The sequence below is a fragment of the Streptomyces sp. NPDC048255 genome (assembly GCF_040652415.1).
GTDB lineage: Bacteria > Actinomycetota > Actinomycetes > Streptomycetales > Streptomycetaceae > Streptomyces.
Genome location: NZ_JBEZMA010000010.1, coordinates 151,205 through 167,500, shown reverse-complemented (window position 1 = coordinate 167,500; position 16,296 = coordinate 151,205). Strand labels below are relative to the sequence as shown.

The window sequence follows — 16,296 nt, the reverse complement described above, 5'->3', positions numbered from 1 at the left end:
CGGCTCCCGGCTCCCGGCTCCCGGCTCCCGGCTCCCGGCTCCCGGCTCCCGGCTCCCGGCTCCCGGCTCCCGGCTCCCGGCTCCCGGCTCCCGGCCTGGCCAGCTTCTTAGTGTATCCGGCACCATGCGACAGGATGCTCAATTTGCCTTGCAGGGCGTGGAGTTGTCCACCGAAACTGGCGGACACCGCGAGGTCGACCGGTAGCGATCGGGCCTGCTCCCACGGCAGCACGGGCAGCTCCAGGCCGGCGAACAGCTCACGCAGTCCGGCCCGGAACGCGGACGACTCGGTGGAGGTCACCAACAGCTGTACACGGAAGTCGTCATGGAACAGTGGCAGGACGTCCAGGAGACGTCCGGCGGAGGTGACGTTGTGTGCCACCAGCAGTACCTTGCGACTCGTCTCGCGGCTGGCCCACAGATGGGCGTCTTCCCCGACCGGCACCCGTACCGTCAGGGGATCGGCTGACCCCACCTGTCACCCCCTGCTGACTGCGTAGCGTCCTCGCCATCGCGGATCACCCTAGCCGTGTGCCGGCCGTCACGAGCGGACGGGTCGTCTCCGTGATCGGCCGCGGGGTTGCGGCGACCTGGGCAGGCGCGACCGGTCGGGCGTTCGGGGTCGTCTCGGTCGCGTCGTGTGCTCAGGCCTCGGGCTTGGCGTCGATCTCGGCGATCAGGCCCTCGATGAGGACCTTGATCTCGTCGCGGATGGGGCGGACGGCCTCGACGCCCTGGCCGGCCGGATCCTCGAGCTGCCAGTCGAGGTAGGTCTTGCCGGGAAAGTACGGGCAGGCGTCCCCGCAGCCCATGGTGATGATGTAGTCGGAGGCCTGGGCGGCCTCGGGGGTGAGGACCTTCGGCTTCTGGTCGGAGATGTCGATGCCCAGCTCGGCCATGGCGGCGACGGCGGAAGGGTTGATCTGCTCGCCGGGCACGGAACCGGCGGAGCGGACCTCGACGCGGTCGCCCGCGAGGTGGCGCAGGAACCCGGCCGCCATCTCGGCGGCGGCGAAGCCGACCAGCTCCCCGCCCGCGGCGCCCTCGGCCTCGCCGCGAAGGCAGCCGTCGACGGCGGGCACGCGGACGCCGTCACCGGCTTCCGCACCGACGCCTTCGAACGCGACGGCGACGGCAGCCTGGTCCTGATCGGCGAGGACGCCCGCCGCCTGGACCCGGTCGACGAGGTCATCGTCCTCACCGGCTTCCGCCCCGACCTCACCTTCCTCGGCGAGCTCCGTCTCGGTCTCGACGAACGTTTCCAGGCAACGACCGCGCTCGCCCCGCTCATCGACCCCAACCAGCACTCCTGCGGCACCGTCTACCCGCACGGCGTGAACGAGCTCTCCCACCCGGAGAAGGACGTCTACCTCGTCGGCATGAAGTCCTACGGCCGCGCCCCCACCTTCCTCGCGATGACCGGCTACGAGCAGGTCCGCTCGATCGCCGCCGCCCTCGCCGGCGACCGGGAAGCCGCCGAGCGCGTCGAACTCACCCTCCCCGAGACCGGAGTCTGCGGCGGCGCCGGCCTCTTCGACCAGCCCGAGGCGGCGGAGGAGACCGGCGGCGGCTGCTGCGCCGCCCCGGCCACCCTCACCATCGGCGCCCCGGCCCGCTCCGGCGGCTGCTGACCCGGTGGCGGACCTTCACGCCGGCGGGGCCGCGACCGGTACGGGGGACGGGTCGCGGCCCCGCGGAATCGCTTCGAGTGCGGCCGGGCGAGCCGGTACCGGTGCTCCTCGGCGATGCCTGGAGAACGTGCGCGGATGTTAGTTTCTTTCCTGTGGCGGAGCACCAGGACGAGACCAGAGCGGCCTACGACGGAATCGTGGAACTGTACGCGTCGATGTTCGCCGACCGGCTGGAGACGCAGCCGTTCGCGCGGGCCATGCTCGGCACCTTCGCCGAGCTGGTGCGCGGGACGGGGAACCTGCGGGCCGCCGACGTCGGGTGCGGGCCCGGTCATCTGACGGCCATGCTGCACGACTTGGGGCTGGACGCCTTCGGGCTCGACCTCTCCCCGGGCATGGTCGACCACGCCCGGCGGGCCCATCCGGCGCTGCGGTTCGACGAGGCGCGGATGGAGGCCCTGCCGGTCGAGGACGGCGCGCTCGGCGGCGTGCTGGCCCACTACTCGATGATCCACACCCCGCCCGGGGAACTGCCCGCGCTGCTCGCCGAGCAGGTGCGTGTCCTGGCCCCGGGAGGCCTGCTCCTGGCCTCGTTCTTCGCGACCGAGGGACCGGACCCGGTCCGCTTCGACCACAAGGTGACGCCCGCCTACAGCTGGCCGGTGGACCGGTTCGCCGAGTTGCTGGCCGGAGCCGGGCTCGTCACGTTCGCCCGGCTGCTCCACGACCCGGCCTCCGAGCGGGGCTTCCTCGACGCCCACCTGCTGGCCCGCCGCCACTAGAGCGCGTCCCTTCGCCAAGGACACCGTGCTCATCGTGGACGGCACCGCCCTGGTGCCCGCCCGCGACCATGCCGTCGCCGTACGGACTGTCAGGCGAGGGGCAGGCTCTGTTCGGACCAGACGGTCTTGCCTCCCCTGGTGTAGCGGCTGCCCCAGCGGTGCGAGAGCTGGGCGACGATGTACAGGCCGCGACCGCCTTCCTCGGAGCTCCTCGCACGCCGCATCCGCGGCTGCGTGTTGCTGGAGTCCGAGACTTCGCACGTCAGGGTGTCCGCCCGGATCAGCCGGAGCCGGACCGGGCCACCGGCGTGGCGAATGGCGTTGGTGACCAGCTCGCTGGCGATGAGCTCTGTGCTGAAGGCGAGCTCGTCGAGGTCCCAGGCGGTCAGCTGATCCAGGACGAGATGGCGCGCGTCGCCGACGATCGCGGGGTCGGCGTCGAGCTGCCATGTCGCGATGGAGCCGGCATCCACCACCCGGGTGCGGGCCAGCAGGAGGGTGACGTCGTCCCTCAGCCGGCCCGGCGGCAACCCTTCCACGATGTCGTGCCGGGCCTGACGGAGCGGCCGGCCGAGTACGTCCGCGCGCAGCAGCCGGTCCGCCAGGTCGCGCATGCCCTGGTCGATGTCTCCCTCTCCGCGCTCGATCAGGCCGTCGGTGTAGAGGGCGAGTACGCTCCCCGGCGGCAGATCGCGTTCGACCGGCTCGAAGGGCCAGCCACCGACCCCCAGGGGAGGGCCGGGGCTCAGCTCGACGTACTCCACGGTTCCGTCCGGGCTGACCACGGCCGGCGGCGGGTGTCCGGCGCTTGCCATGACGCAACTGCGGGTGACCGGGTCGTAGACGGCGTACAGGCAGGTGGCCCCGGCCGGTGCGCTGGGCACCGGCGTGCCCGCGTCGCCGTCTTCCGGGTCGTCGCTCTCGGCCTCTGCGACGACCTGCAGGACCATGTCGTCCACGTGCGCCAGCAGTTCCTCGGGCTCCAGTTCCAGGTCCGCCATCGCGCGTACGGCGCTGCGCAGGCGGCCCATCATGGCCGTGGCGTGCAGCCCGTGACCGGCGACATCCCCGACCACCAGGGCGACACGGGCCGACGACAGGGGGATGACGTCGAACCAGTCGCCGCCCACCCCGCTGTCCGCGTCGGCGGGCAGGTAGAGGCCGGCGGCTTCCAGTGCGGGCCTTTCCGAGGTGGCCGGCGGCAGGAGGCTGCGCTGCAGGCCCACTGCGGTACGGCGTTCCTTGGTGTACCGCCGCGCGTTGTCCACGGCGACGGCAGCACGGGCGGCGATCTCCTCCAGCAGGGCCAGGTCGTCCTCCTCCGGCGGAGGAGCGTCCCCCGTGCGCCAGAGCGTGAGCCTTCCGAACCTGATGCCCCGCGCGCACAGCGGCGCCGTCATCGCCGAATGCGCACCCGGGACAGCGGTCGCCCACTCCGGGGCCGCGTCGTCCTCGGGCCCCGTGGACCGGGTTCCGAGGTCCGTGATCAGCTCCCCCTGGCACTCCCGCGCCCCGGGCGCGGCCGGTTCGGGCACGTCCGTCCCGGTCCCCGTCGGGTGGGGGACGGCCGCGGCGAGAGGAGTCGTGAAGTGGGCCGTGCCCGTACGCAGCCCGTCCGCTTCCGCTCCGGCGACGGCCATCCGGATCAGGGGCAGCGTGAGGTGCCCGTCACCAGGTGGTTCACCGCCGGTCAGAACGGTCTGCGCGAGATCCACCGCGGCGCAGTCGCCGAACGTGGGCGCCAGCACCTTGACCAGGTCCTCGACGGTGCGCAGGACGGACAGCGAACCGCCCAGGGCTCCGGTCGCGCGGTACAGCAGGTCCAGGCGGCCACGCGACCGCTCGTGGTCGGTGACGTCGGTGAACACCGCCGCGACACCCATCGGATGTCCGTCGGGCTCCTGCAGCCGGAACGCCTGGATGGTCACGACCCGGCCGCCTCTGGGGTCGTCCAAGGTGCGCACGGTCGTGTTGAAACCGATCAGGGGGTTCCCGCTGTACATGACCTCCCGCAGCCGGTCGTCGATGATCCGTGCGTCCTCGGCCCACAGGAAGTCGGCCAGGCGCCGGCCGTTCAGTTCGACGGGCACCCCGGTGTACGGCAACAGGTGCGTGTTCGTCCGCAGCAGGCGCAGGTCCGCATCGAAGACGGCCAGGCCCACTCGGCCCTGGAGGAACAGTTCATGCGTGAAGGCGTGGTCCTGCCGCCATTGGGCGACCAGCTCCAGGGGCGCGCCGAGTACGAGGTAGCGGGCTGTGTCGCCGTGACGGGCTGCGTCCCCGTATCGGGCTGTGTCGCCGTGACGGGCTGCGTCCCCACGTACGCCGTCCTCCAGCGGGATGACGCGGAAGCCGATCTCCAGCTCGCGTCCTGAGCCGTGCCGCAGTGTGGCCCGGCCCTCCCACCCCTCCCGCTCGCCCTGCCTGCCCTGAGCCAGAACCGCTTCCCAGCTGCCCGTGTCCGCCAGGAGGTCCCGTGCCGGTCGCCCGCACACGTCTGCGGACCGGCGCTCCAGGAGGGCTTCGGCCGCCGGTGTCCAGGCGACGACCGTCCCGGCGTCGTCCAGCAGTGCCGCGGCCGTGTTCGTGACAGCGAAGGGATGCTCCTGGTTGCTCTCAGTGGCGCGCATGAGTGCCCATCTCGTCCGCCGGTCCCGCTGCCCTCATGCTGGTCGATGTCCGGAACGAGAGCCAGAGGCATTGCGCCATCCGGTCCCGCCCAGCCTGTGTGGGGCAGACGCTCGGCGGGGGGATCCTGGCCTGGGCCGTGATGGTGTGAGGCAGGCGAGCGGAGGAGCAGTGGTGAGTGAGAAGGGCCCGTTCGTTGTTTTCGCGAACTTCCTCTCCGACTTGGCGGTGGATCTCGGCGAGGGGCAGGTCTTGACGCAGTGGGCACAGCAGGCGCCGCGGAAGGCGTGGCTGCTGCGGCCCGGGGACGTGCTGGTCACTCCCGTGCCCCTGAGCCGGGAGTTCTTGCGGTACGTGTACGGCCTGACGGGGGTACCCCCGGAATCGGTGGCGGTCGTCGAGGTGCCCCCCGCCGGCCCCGTCCCGCTGGCAAGGGCGGTGCGCGATGCCGGACTGGCCGAGCACGTCCGAGCGCTCGCCCGGGACCGGGGCGCGGCCCTGCTGCCGACGGCACTGGACGCGTCGGCGATCACGTTCGCCCGTGACCTCGGCCTCACGGTCCATCCCTATCCCACGGTCGATGCCGCCGAGGCCGCGCTGGAGGTGACCATGCAGCTCAACACCAAGGCCGGGTTCCGTGAGACGGCCGAACGTCTGGGCATGCGGCTGCCGGAGGGGCGGGTGGGCCGGCGTCCCGCGGCAGAGGGGATGGTCCGCGAACTCCTGCGGGACCACGAGCGCGTCGTGGTGAAGCCCGACCGCTCGGCAGGAGGTCACGGGATGCGCTTCGTTTCCCGCGGCGACCTGAAGGGCGGGGCGGCCCTGGCGCTCGATACGGTCGGCGGGCCCGAGGGGGTCTGGGTGGTGGAGGAGTGCCTCGACGTGGCCGAGTCGGTCAGTATCCAACTGGAGGTCACCGCCTCCGGGACACGCGCTCTCTTCAGCGGTGCGATGCGTACGGCTCAGGGCTCCTTCACGGGATACGTCTCCCCGTTGCCGCCGGCCTGCGCGCACGTGGCCGACGAGCTGGAAGAGTGGGGGGCAGCCATGGGCCGCCATCTGGCCGCCCATGGTTACGCCGGGCCCTTCGGGCTCGACGCGCTGGTCGACGCGGACGGCGTGGCGTACGCGAGCGAGAGCAACATCCGTCGTACGGCCACCACCACACCGCACGCCATGGTGACCCGGCTGACCGCGGATTCGGCCGGAGCAGACCCGGCATGGTCGGTGTCGAAGGGCTGGACACGGCGCGCTCTGGACTTCGACGGAGCCCTTGCCCGGCTGCGCGAATCCCGCCTCGGGTTCGACCCGGCGCGCGGCGAGGGCGTGGTCCTCTACGCGGACGCGCCGCCCGACGGCCACTCCTGGCGGTACGCGGTGATCGCCAGGAGCGCCGGGGATGTGGAGGAAGGGGAAGCCGCGTTGGCCGAAGTCCTCGAATTCGAGGGCGCCCGACCCTGATCGGGTACGGATCGGTAGGCGGCGAAAGAGGCAGGTGGTCAGGGCAAGGGACGCAGCTTCGCGTCTGCCCTCATGATGACGCCGGTCCCGGCACCCAGGGGGTGCCGGGACCGGCGTCATCATGAGGGCCCGAACGCGATCAGACGGGGCGGCCGCCGAAGGGGCCGCCGGTGCCGTAGTACGTGCCCAGCTCCTGGTGGTACCCGGCGTCGCCGAGATGCTTGTCCCGGTGGAACTCGGGCGCGTTCTTGATCTGTTCCTTGGTGCGGTCGACGAAGATCTTCCGCTCCGCCGGGTCGATCCTGACGACCGTGCTCGCCGGCAGCAGGACCTCCTTGCCGAAGATCCATACGCCGGTGTCCACGACCAGGTAGGCGTCACCGACCTCGTCGGAGTGCTTGTCGACCTTGCCGATGCTCCCGTCGGTCGCCTCGACCTTGTAGCCGGTCAGGTCCGTACCGGCCAGGTGGCCCGCGGTCGGCTGGTAACTCCACACATGTTCAGTCACGCGAAAACAACTCCTCGGTCAACGGGGGACGGCGGGGAAATGCTTCTCCGCCGATCCTCCTTGTTCCGTAGTCCTGCGTGCGGCGGGTCCTGCGTTCCGCCTGGATTCCGTCTGCCCGCCATTCGGTGCTTCACGCACCCCGATCGAATTCGGGGGTCCGGGACGGCCGTCGATGGTGGACGCGGTCCGTGACGGTGCTTCAGTTCCCCGGGCACGCAGACGTGGGTGGAACCGGCGTGGGTGGAACCACCGCAGACGCGTCGGCGGGCCCGGCGGACCGAGTGCCTACGGCAGGTGCCGCTCAGGTCGCGGGGTGCGCACCGACGGCCTGTCGATAGGCCACGTGCCCGCCCAGCGCGCCGGTGACGGCGACGGCCGCCAGCCCGCCCAGGGACCACAGCCGCCCCTTCGCCGAGCGGCCGTGGAGCCGCCCCCTCAAGGACGCGGCGTAGCAGACCACCGCAGCCACGTTGGAGACCGCGTGGGCGAGGCCGACCCGGGCCTGCTCGGGCGGCAGGTCAGCCCAGTCCACCCAGCCGGCCACCGCTGCCGGGGCGACCCCGGCCAGTCCGACGGCGGTGAGGGTGGACGCCGCACGCTGCGCCCCGGGTACGACGTCCAGTACAGCGGCCGACAGCCAGCATCCGATGGGTACCTGCACCAGCACGGGATGCAGGGGGTGGCCCAGTGGCCTGCCATGCAGCAGATCACGCATCCCGCCCAGGGGGAGTGAGCGGATGCGCCGCTGGAGCACCCTGATCGCCGGATCGGCCACCGTGGTCCGCTCGAGCCGGTCCAGGGCCGTCAGCCACCATGCGGAGGCGGTGTCGAGTACTGCGCTCTGCCCGGCCGTGGTCGAGGTGTCGAGGGTGTGTGCGTTCATACACGACGCCTACCCGGCGCCACGCCGCGATCCCACCCTGGCTTCGACTGCACCCGAACGACCGGCCTGCCAATGGAGGAATCGCCCGGCGACTGCCATGGCCGGGAAGAAGCGGATCGCCGAGGACGGCGCGCCCGTCGGGAGACGGACGGTGAACAGATGGTCGGTAGGCGCGGCCATCGCGGGTAGGCGGCAGCCATGATGCCTACCGAGATATTTGCGGCCGAAGGCCAGGGAGCGCTTTTCCTCATCCTCGCCGGCGTGGTGGTGGTCGTTCTTTTGATCGGCGCGTTCTGGTACGGCAGCCGCCGTAGCGCGCGGCGCCGGGCCCCCGCCCGGCCGGCTGAGCAGAATCCCGCGGCGCGGCGCCGCGAGGACTCCTGGCGGACGCCGGACGACGATGCCGGCGGCCCGGGCCCCCGCGTGTGAGCCGGCCCGGCGCGATCCGGGAGCGATGACGCGATCCGGGAGCGATGAGACGAGACGTGCTGCGGCCGTGAGGCTCGCTCGCTCGAGGTCCGGTATTCGTCTGATCCTCTGAAGATCGAAGAGAAATTGGGTGGGCCGCGTCGCCGAGGGCAGTCGCAGGTTGTCGGTCAATCGGCGCGGTCCGCTTCGCGGGCCGCATTCCTACCGGAGGTACGCGTTGCCCAGTACGGCTCTGTCCTTGCACACGCTGCCGGCCGGCCTGATGGCCCTGCCGGGCGTCTACCAGCCGCAGGGGGACACCTTCCTCCTCGCGGAGGCGCTCGCCCAGGAGGACCTCGGGCCGCGGACCGACGCGCTGGAGATCGGTACGGGCACCGGTGCGCTGGCCCTGCGCGCCGCGGGCAGGGGGGCCCGGGTCACGGCGGTCGATGTCTCCTGGCCCGCTGTGGTCACGGCGCGGCTGAACGCCCTGCGCCGGCGACTGCCCTTGCGCGTCCTGCACGGCGACTTCGCGGTACGCACCGCGGGGCGCCGTTTCGACCTGGTCGTCGCGAACCCCCCGTACGTCCCCGCCCCGGCGGTTCGGCTCCCCTCGCACGGGCCCGAGCGGGCCTGGGACGCGGGCCTCGACGGTCGCGGGGTCATCGACCGGATCTGCGCGCGCGCCCCGGTCCTGCTGCGTCCCGGAGGCGTCCTGCTCATGGTGCATTCGGGGATGTGCGGGGCCGAGGAGACGCTCGACCGCCTGACCGGGGCGGGGCTGGCCGCAGAGGTCACGGCGAGGGCATCGGTGCCGTGGGGCCCCGTACTGCGCTCGCGACGGGCCTGGCTGGAGCAGCAGGGTCTGGCGGCGGAAGCCGAGGAGTGGGAAGAGTTGGTGATCATACGTGCCCAGTACCTCTGACCGCGGCCCGCGCCCGGTTCCCGCGGCGGCGCCCGCCCGCCGGGTGTCCGTGGACCCGCAGGGCCCGGTCCTCGTGGAAGGCCCGGTCGAGATCGTCCGGGACGACGGTACGGTCGCCCGCTCGGACCGCTTCATGGTCGCGGTGTGCACCTGCCGCCGCAGCCGTACCTACCCCTGGTGCGACACCAGCCACCGCCGCCGCGAGCGAGCTGACCCGCCGCCCGAAGACAGGGACCCGCGATGACGCCTCCGAGCCCGAGCCCGAGTCCGGGCACGATCACGAGCACGGCAGCCGTGGCTGCCGGCCCCTGCCTGGTCGAAGGGCGGGGCGAGCTGTCCCGCGCCGTGACGCAGGCCCTGCGATCCGGCGGCCCGCCGGTGTACGCCACCGGGTCCGTGCTGAAGGCGGACCCCTGGGGTGAGGACCTCCAGCTCGCGCTCTACCTGCTGTACGAGCTGCACTACCGCGGCTTCGACGGCGTGGACGACGAATGCGAATGGGACCCCGATCTGCTGCGGCTGCGCCACGCGCTGGAGACCCGCTTCCTGCACGCCCTGCGCACCGAGCTGCCCGACGCCTCCCGATCGGTCGAGGAGGCCTTCGCCCCGCTCCTCGTCGAGCCCGTGGACCTCTCCGGCAGCCTCAGTCACCACCTCGAAACCGAGGGAACACTGTGGCAGTTGCGCGAGTACGCGGCCCTGCGCTCCCTCTACCACCTCAAGGAGGCGGACCCGCACGCCTGGGTCATCCCCCGGCTCACGGGACGGGCCAAGGCCGCCATGGTCGCCATCGAGTACGACGAGTTCGGCGCCGGCCGCGCCGACCGCATCCACGCGCAGCTCTTCGCGGACCTCATGACCGACCTGGACCTGGATCCCGCGTACGGCCGCTACCTGGACCGGGCCCCGGCGCCCCTGCTCGCGACCGTGAACCTGATGTCCCTCTTCGGCCTGCACCGCGCCCTGCGCGGCGCTCTCGTCGGGCACTTCGCGTGCGTCGAGGTCACCTCGTCGCCCGGGTCCAGGCGCCTGGCCAAGGCCATGCGGCGCTGCGGCGCCGGTCCGGCCGCCGAGCACTTCTACGCGGAACACGTCGAGGCCGACGCCGTCCACGAACAGGTCGTGCGTCACGAGGTCATCGGAGGCCTGCTGGCCGAGGAGCCCGGCCTCGAGGCGGACATCGCCTTCGGGTGCGCGGCGACCGTCCTGCTGGAGGACCGCCTCGCGACGCACATCCGGGAGGCCTGGGACCAGGGGCGCAGCGCGTTGCGGACGGTGCCCGAGTATTGAGGTGCGGGCCCCGGTCGCGCGTCTGCCGCCGGGCGGCGCGGTCGTCCGTGTGCGCCCCTGTGCGTCACCCGGCAGGACCGCGCCGGACACCGGCCGTCTCAACGGCCTCACGCCACCCCGGTTCGAGCCGGGGCCGTGACGGGACCGGGTCAGCACTGCCACCCGTGCGTTCCTGGGCGGCCATGACTTCATCGCCGTGCTCGAAGGCCCACGCGCCGAACGCATCGATCGGGCCGAGCAACGTCCGTCCCAGAGCGGTGAGTTCGTACTCGACACGAGGCGGCGCTTCGTCGTAGGCGTGCCGTGCCACGAGCCCATTGGACTCCAGCCGCCGCAGCGTCTCGGTCAGGACCTTGGGACTGATGCCGCCGATGCGCTCGCGCAGTTCGCGGGGGCGCCTGGGACCGCTGCGCAGGACCCAGATCAGCACGGGGTTCCAGGTGTTGGAGAGGAGGTCGAAGGCGAGGCGGGCGCGGCAGTCAGCGAGGTGGTCGTCGGTCGTCACGTACCAAATGGTGCCTGAAGGGCTTCCTAGTGTCGTACCGAAAGCGGTTGGAGCAGATGCGGAGAGGGGCGTATCGATGAAGATCGGTGTGCTGGGAACGGGAAACATGGCGGACGCACTGGCCACGCAGTGGTTGCGGGCCGGGCACGAGGTGTTCGTCGGAGGGCGGGACGAGCAGAAGGCCCAGCGGCTCGCGACGCGCATCGGGCGCGGTGCGGGGCACGGGAGTCTGCGGGCGGCGGCCGGTTACGGCGAGGTGGCTCTGGCAGCGCTGCCCTACGGCGCGGGAGCGGAGGTCGTGAGGGAACATCGGTCGGCGCTGAAGGGGAAGGTCCTGCTCGACTGCGCGAATCCGGTCGGGCCCGGCTTCCGGCTGCTGACCGAAGGCGGTCCCTCGGCGGCACGCCGACTGGCTGCGGCGGCACCGGGGGTCCACGTCGTCAAGGCGTTCAACCTCTGCCACGAGGACGTGTGGCGGATGACCCCGCCGGTCTTCGACGGTCAGCCCCTGACCGTTCCGCTGTGCGGGGACGACGAGGCGGCGCTCGCACGGGCACGCGAGCTGGTGCGGGACATCGGCTGCGAGCCGGTGGCCGGGGGCGGGCTGGACCGCGCCGGACTGCTGGAGGCGACCGCCGCGCTGTTCATCGGCCTGTGGGTGGCGGAGCAGGCGGACGTACGGGCGATCGCGCCGCCGCTGGCCTATGCGACAGGTCCACGAGCCGAGAGTGCGTGAGGCAGTCCAGGGCAGCGCCCCGGTCAGGCCCCGGCCCTGGGGAGGGTCACCTCGAAGCGGCAGCCGTCGGCCACGTTGCGTACGCTCGCCCGGCCCGCGTGCGCCTCTACGATGCCCCGTACGATCGCCAGGCCGAGGCCCGCCCCGCCCGGGGGCGTGCGCGCCTCGGTGCCGCGCCAGCCGGTGTCGAAGACCCGGGGGAGATCCTGCTCGCGGATGCCGCCGCAGCCGTCGGTCACCGAGACCACCACCGTGTCGTCCGCCCCGGACTCCGCCGCGATCGCGACCGTGCCGTCGGCCGGAGTCCGGTGCAGGGCGTTGGTCAGCAGGTTGCACAGGACGCGGGTCATCTGCCTGCCGTCGACCTCGATCGGCACCGGCGCGACCTGCTCCCCTACGAGCCGGACCCCGAGCTCGCGGGCGAGCGCGTCGACGCCGGCCAGCGCGTCGTCCACCAGGTCGTACGTCGACATCCGGCTCCGCGTCAGCGACAGTGCCCCGGCATGGATGCGGGAGAGTTCGAAGAGGTCGCCGACCATGGTGTTCAGCCGCTCCGCCTCCGTCCGGATCTGGCGGAAGTACCGTTCGGGGTCGGTGGCCACGCCGTCCTCGAGGGCCTCCGCCATCGCCCGTACGCCGGCCAGCGGAGTCCGCAGGTCGTGCGAGATCCACGCCACGAGTTCCCGCCGCGAGGTCTCCAGGGCCCGCTCGCGCTCGCGCGATGCGTTCAACTTGGCACTGGTGGCGGCCAGTTCCCTGCTCAGGGCATCCAGTTCCGCCGTCCCGGCCGCGTCCGGAGCGGCGAAGGAGCCGCCGTCACCGAAGGAACGCGCCGCCAGCGTCAGAGCCGCGCTGCGCGCGACCACCCATCGACCCAGTACGAGTGCCACCGCGAAGGAGACGACGGCCGCCATGGCGACGACCGTGGTGACCACGGTCAGGTCGTGTCGCGACAGGAACATCGCCCGGGCGACGGCGAGCGTCCCGGCGAGCATCGCCGTCACGCAGACGGCTGCGACGACCGCCAGCGACACCGCCGTCGAGCGGTGCCGTACGGCACGCAGGACCCCGGCCCCGAGCACACCGGCCGCGGCCGCGCCACCCAGGGCGTACAGGGCGATGAGCACCATGTCCCCCTCCGCCATCGTGGTCACCCTTTCCCTTCGGAGGAGTTGAAGCGGTAGCCCACACCCCAGACGGTCCGGAGCAGTCTGGGGCTCGCCGGATCCTCCTCGATCTTGGTCCGAAGGCGTCGCGCGTGGACGGTCACGGTCGACAGGTCACCGAACCCCCAGCCCCACACGTCTTGCAGGAGCTGCTCCCGGCTGACGGCCCGACCTGCATTGCGCATGAGGTAGACGAGCAGATCGAACTCCCGCAGGGTCAGGGCGAGTTCGTCCCCTCCCTTGACGGCTCGACGAGCGTCCGGGTCGACCACCAGGTCCGCGGCACGCAGGAGGGTGCCGGCTCCGGGGGCGGCCGCGGCGGCGGTGCGGCGGCGCAGCACGGCCGCCACCCGCAGTACGAGTTCGCGCGGGCTGAAGGGCTTGGTGACGTAGTCGTCGGCGCCCACCTCCAGGCCGAGTACGCGGTCTTCTTCGTCCCCTCGTGCCGTGAGCATGATGACGGCGGGCGCCGGTGAACTCTCGCGGAGGGCGCGGCACACGGCGATGCCGTCCAGGCCGGGAAGCATCAGGTCCAGGACGACGAGGTCGGGGCGGCCGTCCGCGGCGCACACCAGGGCCCGGTGTCCGTCGGCGGCATGGTCGACGAGGAAGCCGGCGTGCTTCAGATACCCCGTGACGACTTCGGTGACGGTCGGGTCGTCATCGACGACGAGGATCCGGCGTGGTGGTTCGGCGTGCATGCCGCCAGCCTCGCATGTCGCGCAGCCGGCTCCACGCGCGGACGTAAGGGTTTCGTCATCGGTGCGGATATGGCTCCGCCGCCGTGCACCGCGTTGAATACGTGTGACGGATCCGAGAGGGAGAGGCACGGCAGTGGGAAACATGAGGCGTCGAGGCCGGTTGCTGGTCGGAGCGGTGATCGCGGGCGCGGTGGTGCTGGGCGCGGGGCTGTACTGGTTCCAGCCGTGGAAGCTGTGGCAGGACGAGACCGTGCGCGAGTCACTGCCCGCCGGGGCGGCCGCGCCGAAGGCTCCGGCCGGGCCGGGCGGGGGTTCCGCTTCCGCGGCCGGTCCGCGGACGGTCGCTTCGGGCGAGCTGATCAGCCACGAGCACGCGACGACCGGAACGGTGAAGGTCGTCAGGCTGGCCGACGGCTCCCACACGCTGCGCCTGGAGAACCTCGACACCAGCAACGGCCCGGACCTGCGGGTGCTGCTGAGCGATGCTCCGGTCAAGGAGGGCGTGGCGGGCTGGCGCGTCTTCGACGACGGCAAGTACCTCACCCTGGGCAAGCTCAAGGGCAACAAGGGCGATCAGAACTACGAGCTGCCGCCCGGTGTCGACCTCGCCCAGTACACGAGCGTGAGCATCTGGTGCGACCGCTTCGACGTCTCGTTCGGAGCCGCAGCCCTCGCGAAGGCGTGAGCCGCGGCCCGGGCCGACAGCTCGGGCGGGCTCATGGATGGTGTCCGCATTTGGCACGTGCGCGGCCGCTGCCAACGCGATCGGGGTGTCGGTGGCCGCCGCAGTGACCGGCGCGGTGGCTGCGGCAGCCTGCTCCCCGGGGAAGTGGACGTCCGAGCAGGAGTAATGGGTGTCCGGGAGCTGGGTGTTGCGCCAGACGGCAAGGATCAGATGCCGTCCGGTCCGGCCGGCCGGCACCTGTCCCGTGAAGCTGTACGTCTGATCGGTCAGCGGCGGGTCGGTGACCGTCAGGAAGGGCTGTGGCTCCAGGTCGGACCACTTCAGCGGCTGGGAAGGGTCTTACGCCGGCCGGGTCAGGTAGAGCTCGAACCGGCCCGCGTGCGGGATCGCGGCCCGGTACCGGAAGGTGTACGGGGACCCGGCCGTCATCCGCGTCACCGGCCAGTCGCCGCGCGGCAGGTCCAGTCCGCGGAACCGGTCGATGCCCGCGCTGCACAGCTTCCCGTCGGGAATCCGCTCGCGGTCCTTGCCGTTCACCTCCCTGAGCCGGATGTTGTCCCACTCGTCCAGCCCTGCGCCCGGCTCGCGGCCAGCGCCGCCTCGCACGCGGGAGAGCCGGTGTACCGGCCGGTGTCGGGGGTGCAGGCGGCGCTGCGGCTCACCGGGCTCACGGGGGCGCCGTGAACGCGGTTCAGCGGGTGCGCGGCGAGGGGCCGTTTTCGGTCGCGCCGGAACAGGACCGGCCTGGATGCGGCGTCCAGCGTGTACGACAGGAGGCCGATTTCCGTCGTAGGCTGAATCCCGCAGGTGACGGACGGGAGGCTGCAGTGGCCGAGTCGCTGGTGGCCGAGGTGATGGCAGAGCTGGCCGAACTCGAGGACCCGAAGGTACGCGCCGTGAACGAGAAACACGGTGACGACCACGGTGTGAACCTCGGCAAGCTGCGTGCGCTCGCGAAGCGGCTGAAGACGCAGCAGGAACTCGCGGTCCGCCTCTGGGAGACGGATGACACCGCCGCGCGACTGCTGGCGCTCCTGATCTGCCGCCCGAAGGCCTTCGGGCGGGACGAGTTGGACGCCATGCTGCGCGGGGCGCGCACACCCAAGGTGCACGACTGGCTCGTGAACTACGTGGTGAAGAAGAACCCGCACGCCGAAGAGCTGCGCCTGGCCTGGTCCACCGACCCGGACCCGGTGGTCGCGAGCGCCGGCTGGGCACTGACCACCGAACGCGTGGCGAAGAAGCCCGAGGGCCTCGACCTCGCAGGACTGCTCGACGTCATCGAGGCGGAGATGAAGGACGCCCCCGATCGCCTGCAGTGGGCGATGAACCACTGCCTGGCCCAGATCGGCATCGAGCACGCCGAGCACCGCGCCCGTGCCCTGGACATCGGTGAGCGCCTGGAGGTGCTCAAGGACTACCCGACCTCCCCGGGCTGCACGTCTCCGTTCGCGCCCGTTTGGATCACCGAGATGGTGCGCCGGCAGCAGGCAACGTAGGGCCTGCGGGCCTGATCCGTGCCGATTACGCTGGACGAGGCCCAACGGGGGTGCAACCCTCTCGCCAGGAAGGCGCAGCCCATGTCTCACGAGCAGATCCCGGGTATCGATCTCAACGCGCGGCCGAGTGGGGACGGGTGCGTGGAGTGCCTGGCGGGCGACGGCCCGGGGTGGTGGTTCCACCTGCGGCGCTGCGCGGCGTGCGGGCACATCGGGTGCTGTGACTCCTCGCCCTCGCAGCACGGCACGAGGCATGCCCGGGCGTCCGGGCACGCCTTCCTGACGAGCTTCGAGCCCGGCGAGTCCTGGTTCTGGAACATCGAGACCGAGGAGTACTACGAGGGTCCGCCCCTGACACCGCCCACCTCGCACCCGGCCTCGCAGCCGACCCCGGGGCCGCTGGGCAAGGTCCCGGCAGACTGGCAGCTCCACCTGCACTGACCTGGCACCGGAGGGTTCCGGGGCCTTCCGGGGACCGGCGGGGGGAT

At 72.0% G+C, this 16,296-nt stretch carries 17 protein-coding genes and 3 pseudogenes; 11 read left to right on the top strand and 9 right to left on the bottom strand.

Annotation, left to right across the window (positions count from 1 at the left end; genetic code table 11):
* Both AB0D94_RS11880 and AB0D94_RS11875 read right to left on the bottom strand, forming a co-directional pair.
* A pseudogene (locus tag AB0D94_RS11880) lies at positions 1-382 on the bottom strand (hypothetical protein); the annotation flags it as partial.
* Between the two features lie 262 nt (positions 383-644).
* Positions 645-1,001: an arsenate reductase ArsC gene (locus AB0D94_RS11875; RefSeq protein WP_362049498.1), complete on the bottom strand. Its 357-nt coding sequence runs from the start codon at positions 999-1,001 to the stop codon at positions 645-647.
* A 3-nt stretch (positions 1,002-1,004) separates the two neighbouring features.
* On the opposite strand from AB0D94_RS11875, the pseudogene AB0D94_RS11870 reads away from it, so the two are divergent.
* Both AB0D94_RS11870 and AB0D94_RS11865 read left to right on the top strand, forming a co-directional pair.
* A pseudogene (locus tag AB0D94_RS11870) lies at positions 1,005-1,631 on the top strand (flavoprotein); the annotation flags it as partial.
* A 152-nt stretch (positions 1,632-1,783) separates the two neighbouring features.
* Positions 1,784-2,413 carry a class I SAM-dependent methyltransferase gene (locus AB0D94_RS11865; protein WP_362049495.1) on the top strand — a complete coding sequence of 210 codons (630 nt, stop codon included), beginning with the start codon at positions 1,784-1,786 and terminating at the stop codon, positions 2,411-2,413.
* An 89-nt stretch (positions 2,414-2,502) separates the two neighbouring features.
* On the opposite strand, the gene AB0D94_RS11860 is transcribed toward AB0D94_RS11865, so the two are convergent.
* Positions 2,503-5,043 (bottom strand): SpoIIE family protein phosphatase, encoded by a 2,541-nt coding sequence (locus tag AB0D94_RS11860; RefSeq protein WP_362049492.1) that lies wholly within the window; start codon positions 5,041-5,043, stop codon positions 2,503-2,505.
* A gap of 172 nt (positions 5,044-5,215) precedes the next feature.
* On the opposite strand from AB0D94_RS11860, the gene AB0D94_RS11855 reads away from it, so the two are divergent.
* Positions 5,216-6,502, top strand: coding sequence for a peptide ligase PGM1-related protein (locus AB0D94_RS11855; protein WP_362049489.1), 1,287 nt, complete (start codon positions 5,216-5,218; stop codon positions 6,500-6,502).
* Positions 6,503-6,641: 139 nt separating this feature from the next.
* Here AB0D94_RS11855 and AB0D94_RS11850 read toward each other — a convergent pair whose 3' ends face one another.
* Both AB0D94_RS11850 and AB0D94_RS11845 read right to left on the bottom strand, forming a co-directional pair.
* Positions 6,642-7,010, bottom strand: a complete 369-nt coding sequence (locus AB0D94_RS11850) for a PRC-barrel domain-containing protein (protein ID WP_362049486.1) — start codon at positions 7,008-7,010, stop codon at positions 6,642-6,644.
* 301 nt (positions 7,011-7,311) lie between these two features.
* Entirely contained in the window at positions 7,312-7,893 is a 582-nt protein-coding gene (locus AB0D94_RS11845; RefSeq protein WP_362049483.1) for a DUF2231 domain-containing protein, read from the bottom strand.
* Between the two features lie 198 nt (positions 7,894-8,091).
* Between AB0D94_RS11845 and AB0D94_RS11840 the strand changes: the two genes are divergently transcribed.
* From AB0D94_RS11840 to AB0D94_RS11825, 4 genes are all read left to right on the top strand, one after another.
* Complete coding sequence (locus AB0D94_RS11840) at positions 8,092-8,322, top strand: DUF6479 family protein (RefSeq protein ID WP_362049480.1); 231 nt, start codon at positions 8,092-8,094, stop codon at positions 8,320-8,322.
* Between the two features lie 262 nt (positions 8,323-8,584).
* Positions 8,585-9,226, top strand: a complete 642-nt coding sequence (locus AB0D94_RS11835) for a HemK2/MTQ2 family protein methyltransferase (protein ID WP_362049525.1) — start codon at positions 8,585-8,587, stop codon at positions 9,224-9,226.
* Positions 9,210-9,470 carry a CDGSH iron-sulfur domain-containing protein gene (locus tag AB0D94_RS11830; RefSeq protein WP_362049477.1) on the top strand — a complete coding sequence of 87 codons (261 nt, stop codon included), beginning with the start codon at positions 9,210-9,212 and terminating at the stop codon, positions 9,468-9,470. The genes AB0D94_RS11835 and AB0D94_RS11830 overlap by 17 nt, the downstream gene beginning before the upstream one ends.
* Positions 9,467-10,516 (top strand): iron-containing redox enzyme family protein, encoded by a 1,050-nt coding sequence (locus AB0D94_RS11825; RefSeq protein WP_362049474.1) that lies wholly within the window; start codon positions 9,467-9,469, stop codon positions 10,514-10,516. The genes AB0D94_RS11830 and AB0D94_RS11825 overlap by 4 nt, the downstream gene beginning before the upstream one ends.
* Before the next feature lie 64 nt (positions 10,517-10,580).
* Here AB0D94_RS11825 and AB0D94_RS11820 read toward each other — a convergent pair whose 3' ends face one another.
* Positions 10,581-11,021: a helix-turn-helix domain-containing protein gene (locus tag AB0D94_RS11820; RefSeq protein WP_362049471.1), complete on the bottom strand. Its 441-nt coding sequence runs from the start codon at positions 11,019-11,021 to the stop codon at positions 10,581-10,583.
* A gap of 76 nt (positions 11,022-11,097) precedes the next feature.
* Between AB0D94_RS11820 and AB0D94_RS11815 the strand changes: the two genes are divergently transcribed.
* On the top strand, positions 11,098-11,757 hold the full coding sequence (locus AB0D94_RS11815) for an NAD(P)-binding domain-containing protein (protein WP_362049468.1): 660 nt from the start codon (positions 11,098-11,100) through the stop codon (positions 11,755-11,757).
* 23 nt (positions 11,758-11,780) lie between these two features.
* Here the strand turns inward: AB0D94_RS11815 and AB0D94_RS11810 are convergent, their stop codons facing one another.
* Complete coding sequence (locus AB0D94_RS11810; protein WP_362049465.1) at positions 11,781-12,902, bottom strand: HAMP domain-containing sensor histidine kinase; 1,122 nt, start codon at positions 12,900-12,902, stop codon at positions 11,781-11,783.
* 5 nt (positions 12,903-12,907) lie between these two features.
* The gene (locus tag AB0D94_RS11805) at positions 12,908-13,624 is read right to left on the bottom strand and encodes a response regulator transcription factor (protein ID WP_362049462.1); all 717 of its coding nucleotides are present in this window, start codon (positions 13,622-13,624) and stop codon (positions 12,908-12,910) included.
* Positions 13,625-13,766: 142 nt separating this feature from the next.
* Between AB0D94_RS11805 and AB0D94_RS11800 the strand changes: the two genes are divergently transcribed.
* Entirely contained in the window at positions 13,767-14,309 is a 543-nt protein-coding gene (locus tag AB0D94_RS11800; protein ID WP_362049459.1) for a DM13 domain-containing protein, read from the top strand.
* Positions 14,310-14,468: 159 nt separating this feature from the next.
* Here AB0D94_RS11800 and AB0D94_RS11795 read toward each other — a convergent pair.
* Positions 14,469-14,915: pseudogene (locus AB0D94_RS11795) on the bottom strand (lytic polysaccharide monooxygenase); the annotation flags it as partial.
* Positions 14,916-15,163: 248 nt separating this feature from the next.
* Between AB0D94_RS11795 and AB0D94_RS11790 the strand changes: the two are divergent.
* Positions 15,164-15,808: a DNA alkylation repair protein gene (locus AB0D94_RS11790; protein ID WP_362049522.1), complete on the top strand. Its 645-nt coding sequence runs from the start codon at positions 15,164-15,166 to the stop codon at positions 15,806-15,808.
* Between the two features lie 81 nt (positions 15,809-15,889).
* Positions 15,890-16,249: a UBP-type zinc finger domain-containing protein gene (locus AB0D94_RS11785; protein ID WP_362049456.1), complete on the top strand. Its 360-nt coding sequence runs from the start codon at positions 15,890-15,892 to the stop codon at positions 16,247-16,249.
* Positions 16,250-16,296: the final 47 nt, after the last annotated feature.

Bases quoted from the DNA above. Each gene is read 5' to 3' on its own strand.
- AB0D94_RS11845 (WP_362049483.1), bottom strand. From the start codon at position 7,893: ATGAACGCACACACCCTCGACACCTCGACCACGGCCGGGCAGAGCGCA.
- AB0D94_RS11840 (WP_362049480.1), top strand. From the start codon at position 8,092: ATGATGCCTACCGAGATATTTGCGGCCGAAGGCCAGGGAGCGCTTTTC.
- AB0D94_RS11815 (WP_362049468.1), top strand. From the start codon at position 11,098: ATGAAGATCGGTGTGCTGGGAACGGGAAACATGGCGGACGCACTGGCC.
- AB0D94_RS11860 (WP_362049492.1), bottom strand. From the start codon at position 5,043: ATGCGCGCCACTGAGAGCAACCAGGAGCATCCCTTCGCTGTCACGAAC.
- AB0D94_RS11790 (WP_362049522.1), top strand. From the start codon at position 15,164: ATGGCAGAGCTGGCCGAACTCGAGGACCCGAAGGTACGCGCCGTGAAC.
- AB0D94_RS11785 (WP_362049456.1), top strand. From the start codon at position 15,890: ATGTCTCACGAGCAGATCCCGGGTATCGATCTCAACGCGCGGCCGAGT.
- AB0D94_RS11805 (WP_362049462.1), bottom strand. From the start codon at position 13,624: ATGCACGCCGAACCACCACGCCGGATCCTCGTCGTCGATGACGACCCG.
- AB0D94_RS11800 (WP_362049459.1), top strand. From the start codon at position 13,767: ATGAGGCGTCGAGGCCGGTTGCTGGTCGGAGCGGTGATCGCGGGCGCG.
- AB0D94_RS11825 (WP_362049474.1), top strand. From the start codon at position 9,467: ATGACGCCTCCGAGCCCGAGCCCGAGTCCGGGCACGATCACGAGCACG.
- AB0D94_RS11875 (WP_362049498.1), bottom strand. From the start codon at position 1,001: ATGGCGGCCGGGTTCCTGCGCCACCTCGCGGGCGACCGCGTCGAGGTC.
- AB0D94_RS11835 (WP_362049525.1), top strand. From the start codon at position 8,585: ATGGCCCTGCCGGGCGTCTACCAGCCGCAGGGGGACACCTTCCTCCTC.
- AB0D94_RS11810 (WP_362049465.1), bottom strand. From the start codon at position 12,902: ATGGCGGAGGGGGACATGGTGCTCATCGCCCTGTACGCCCTGGGTGGC.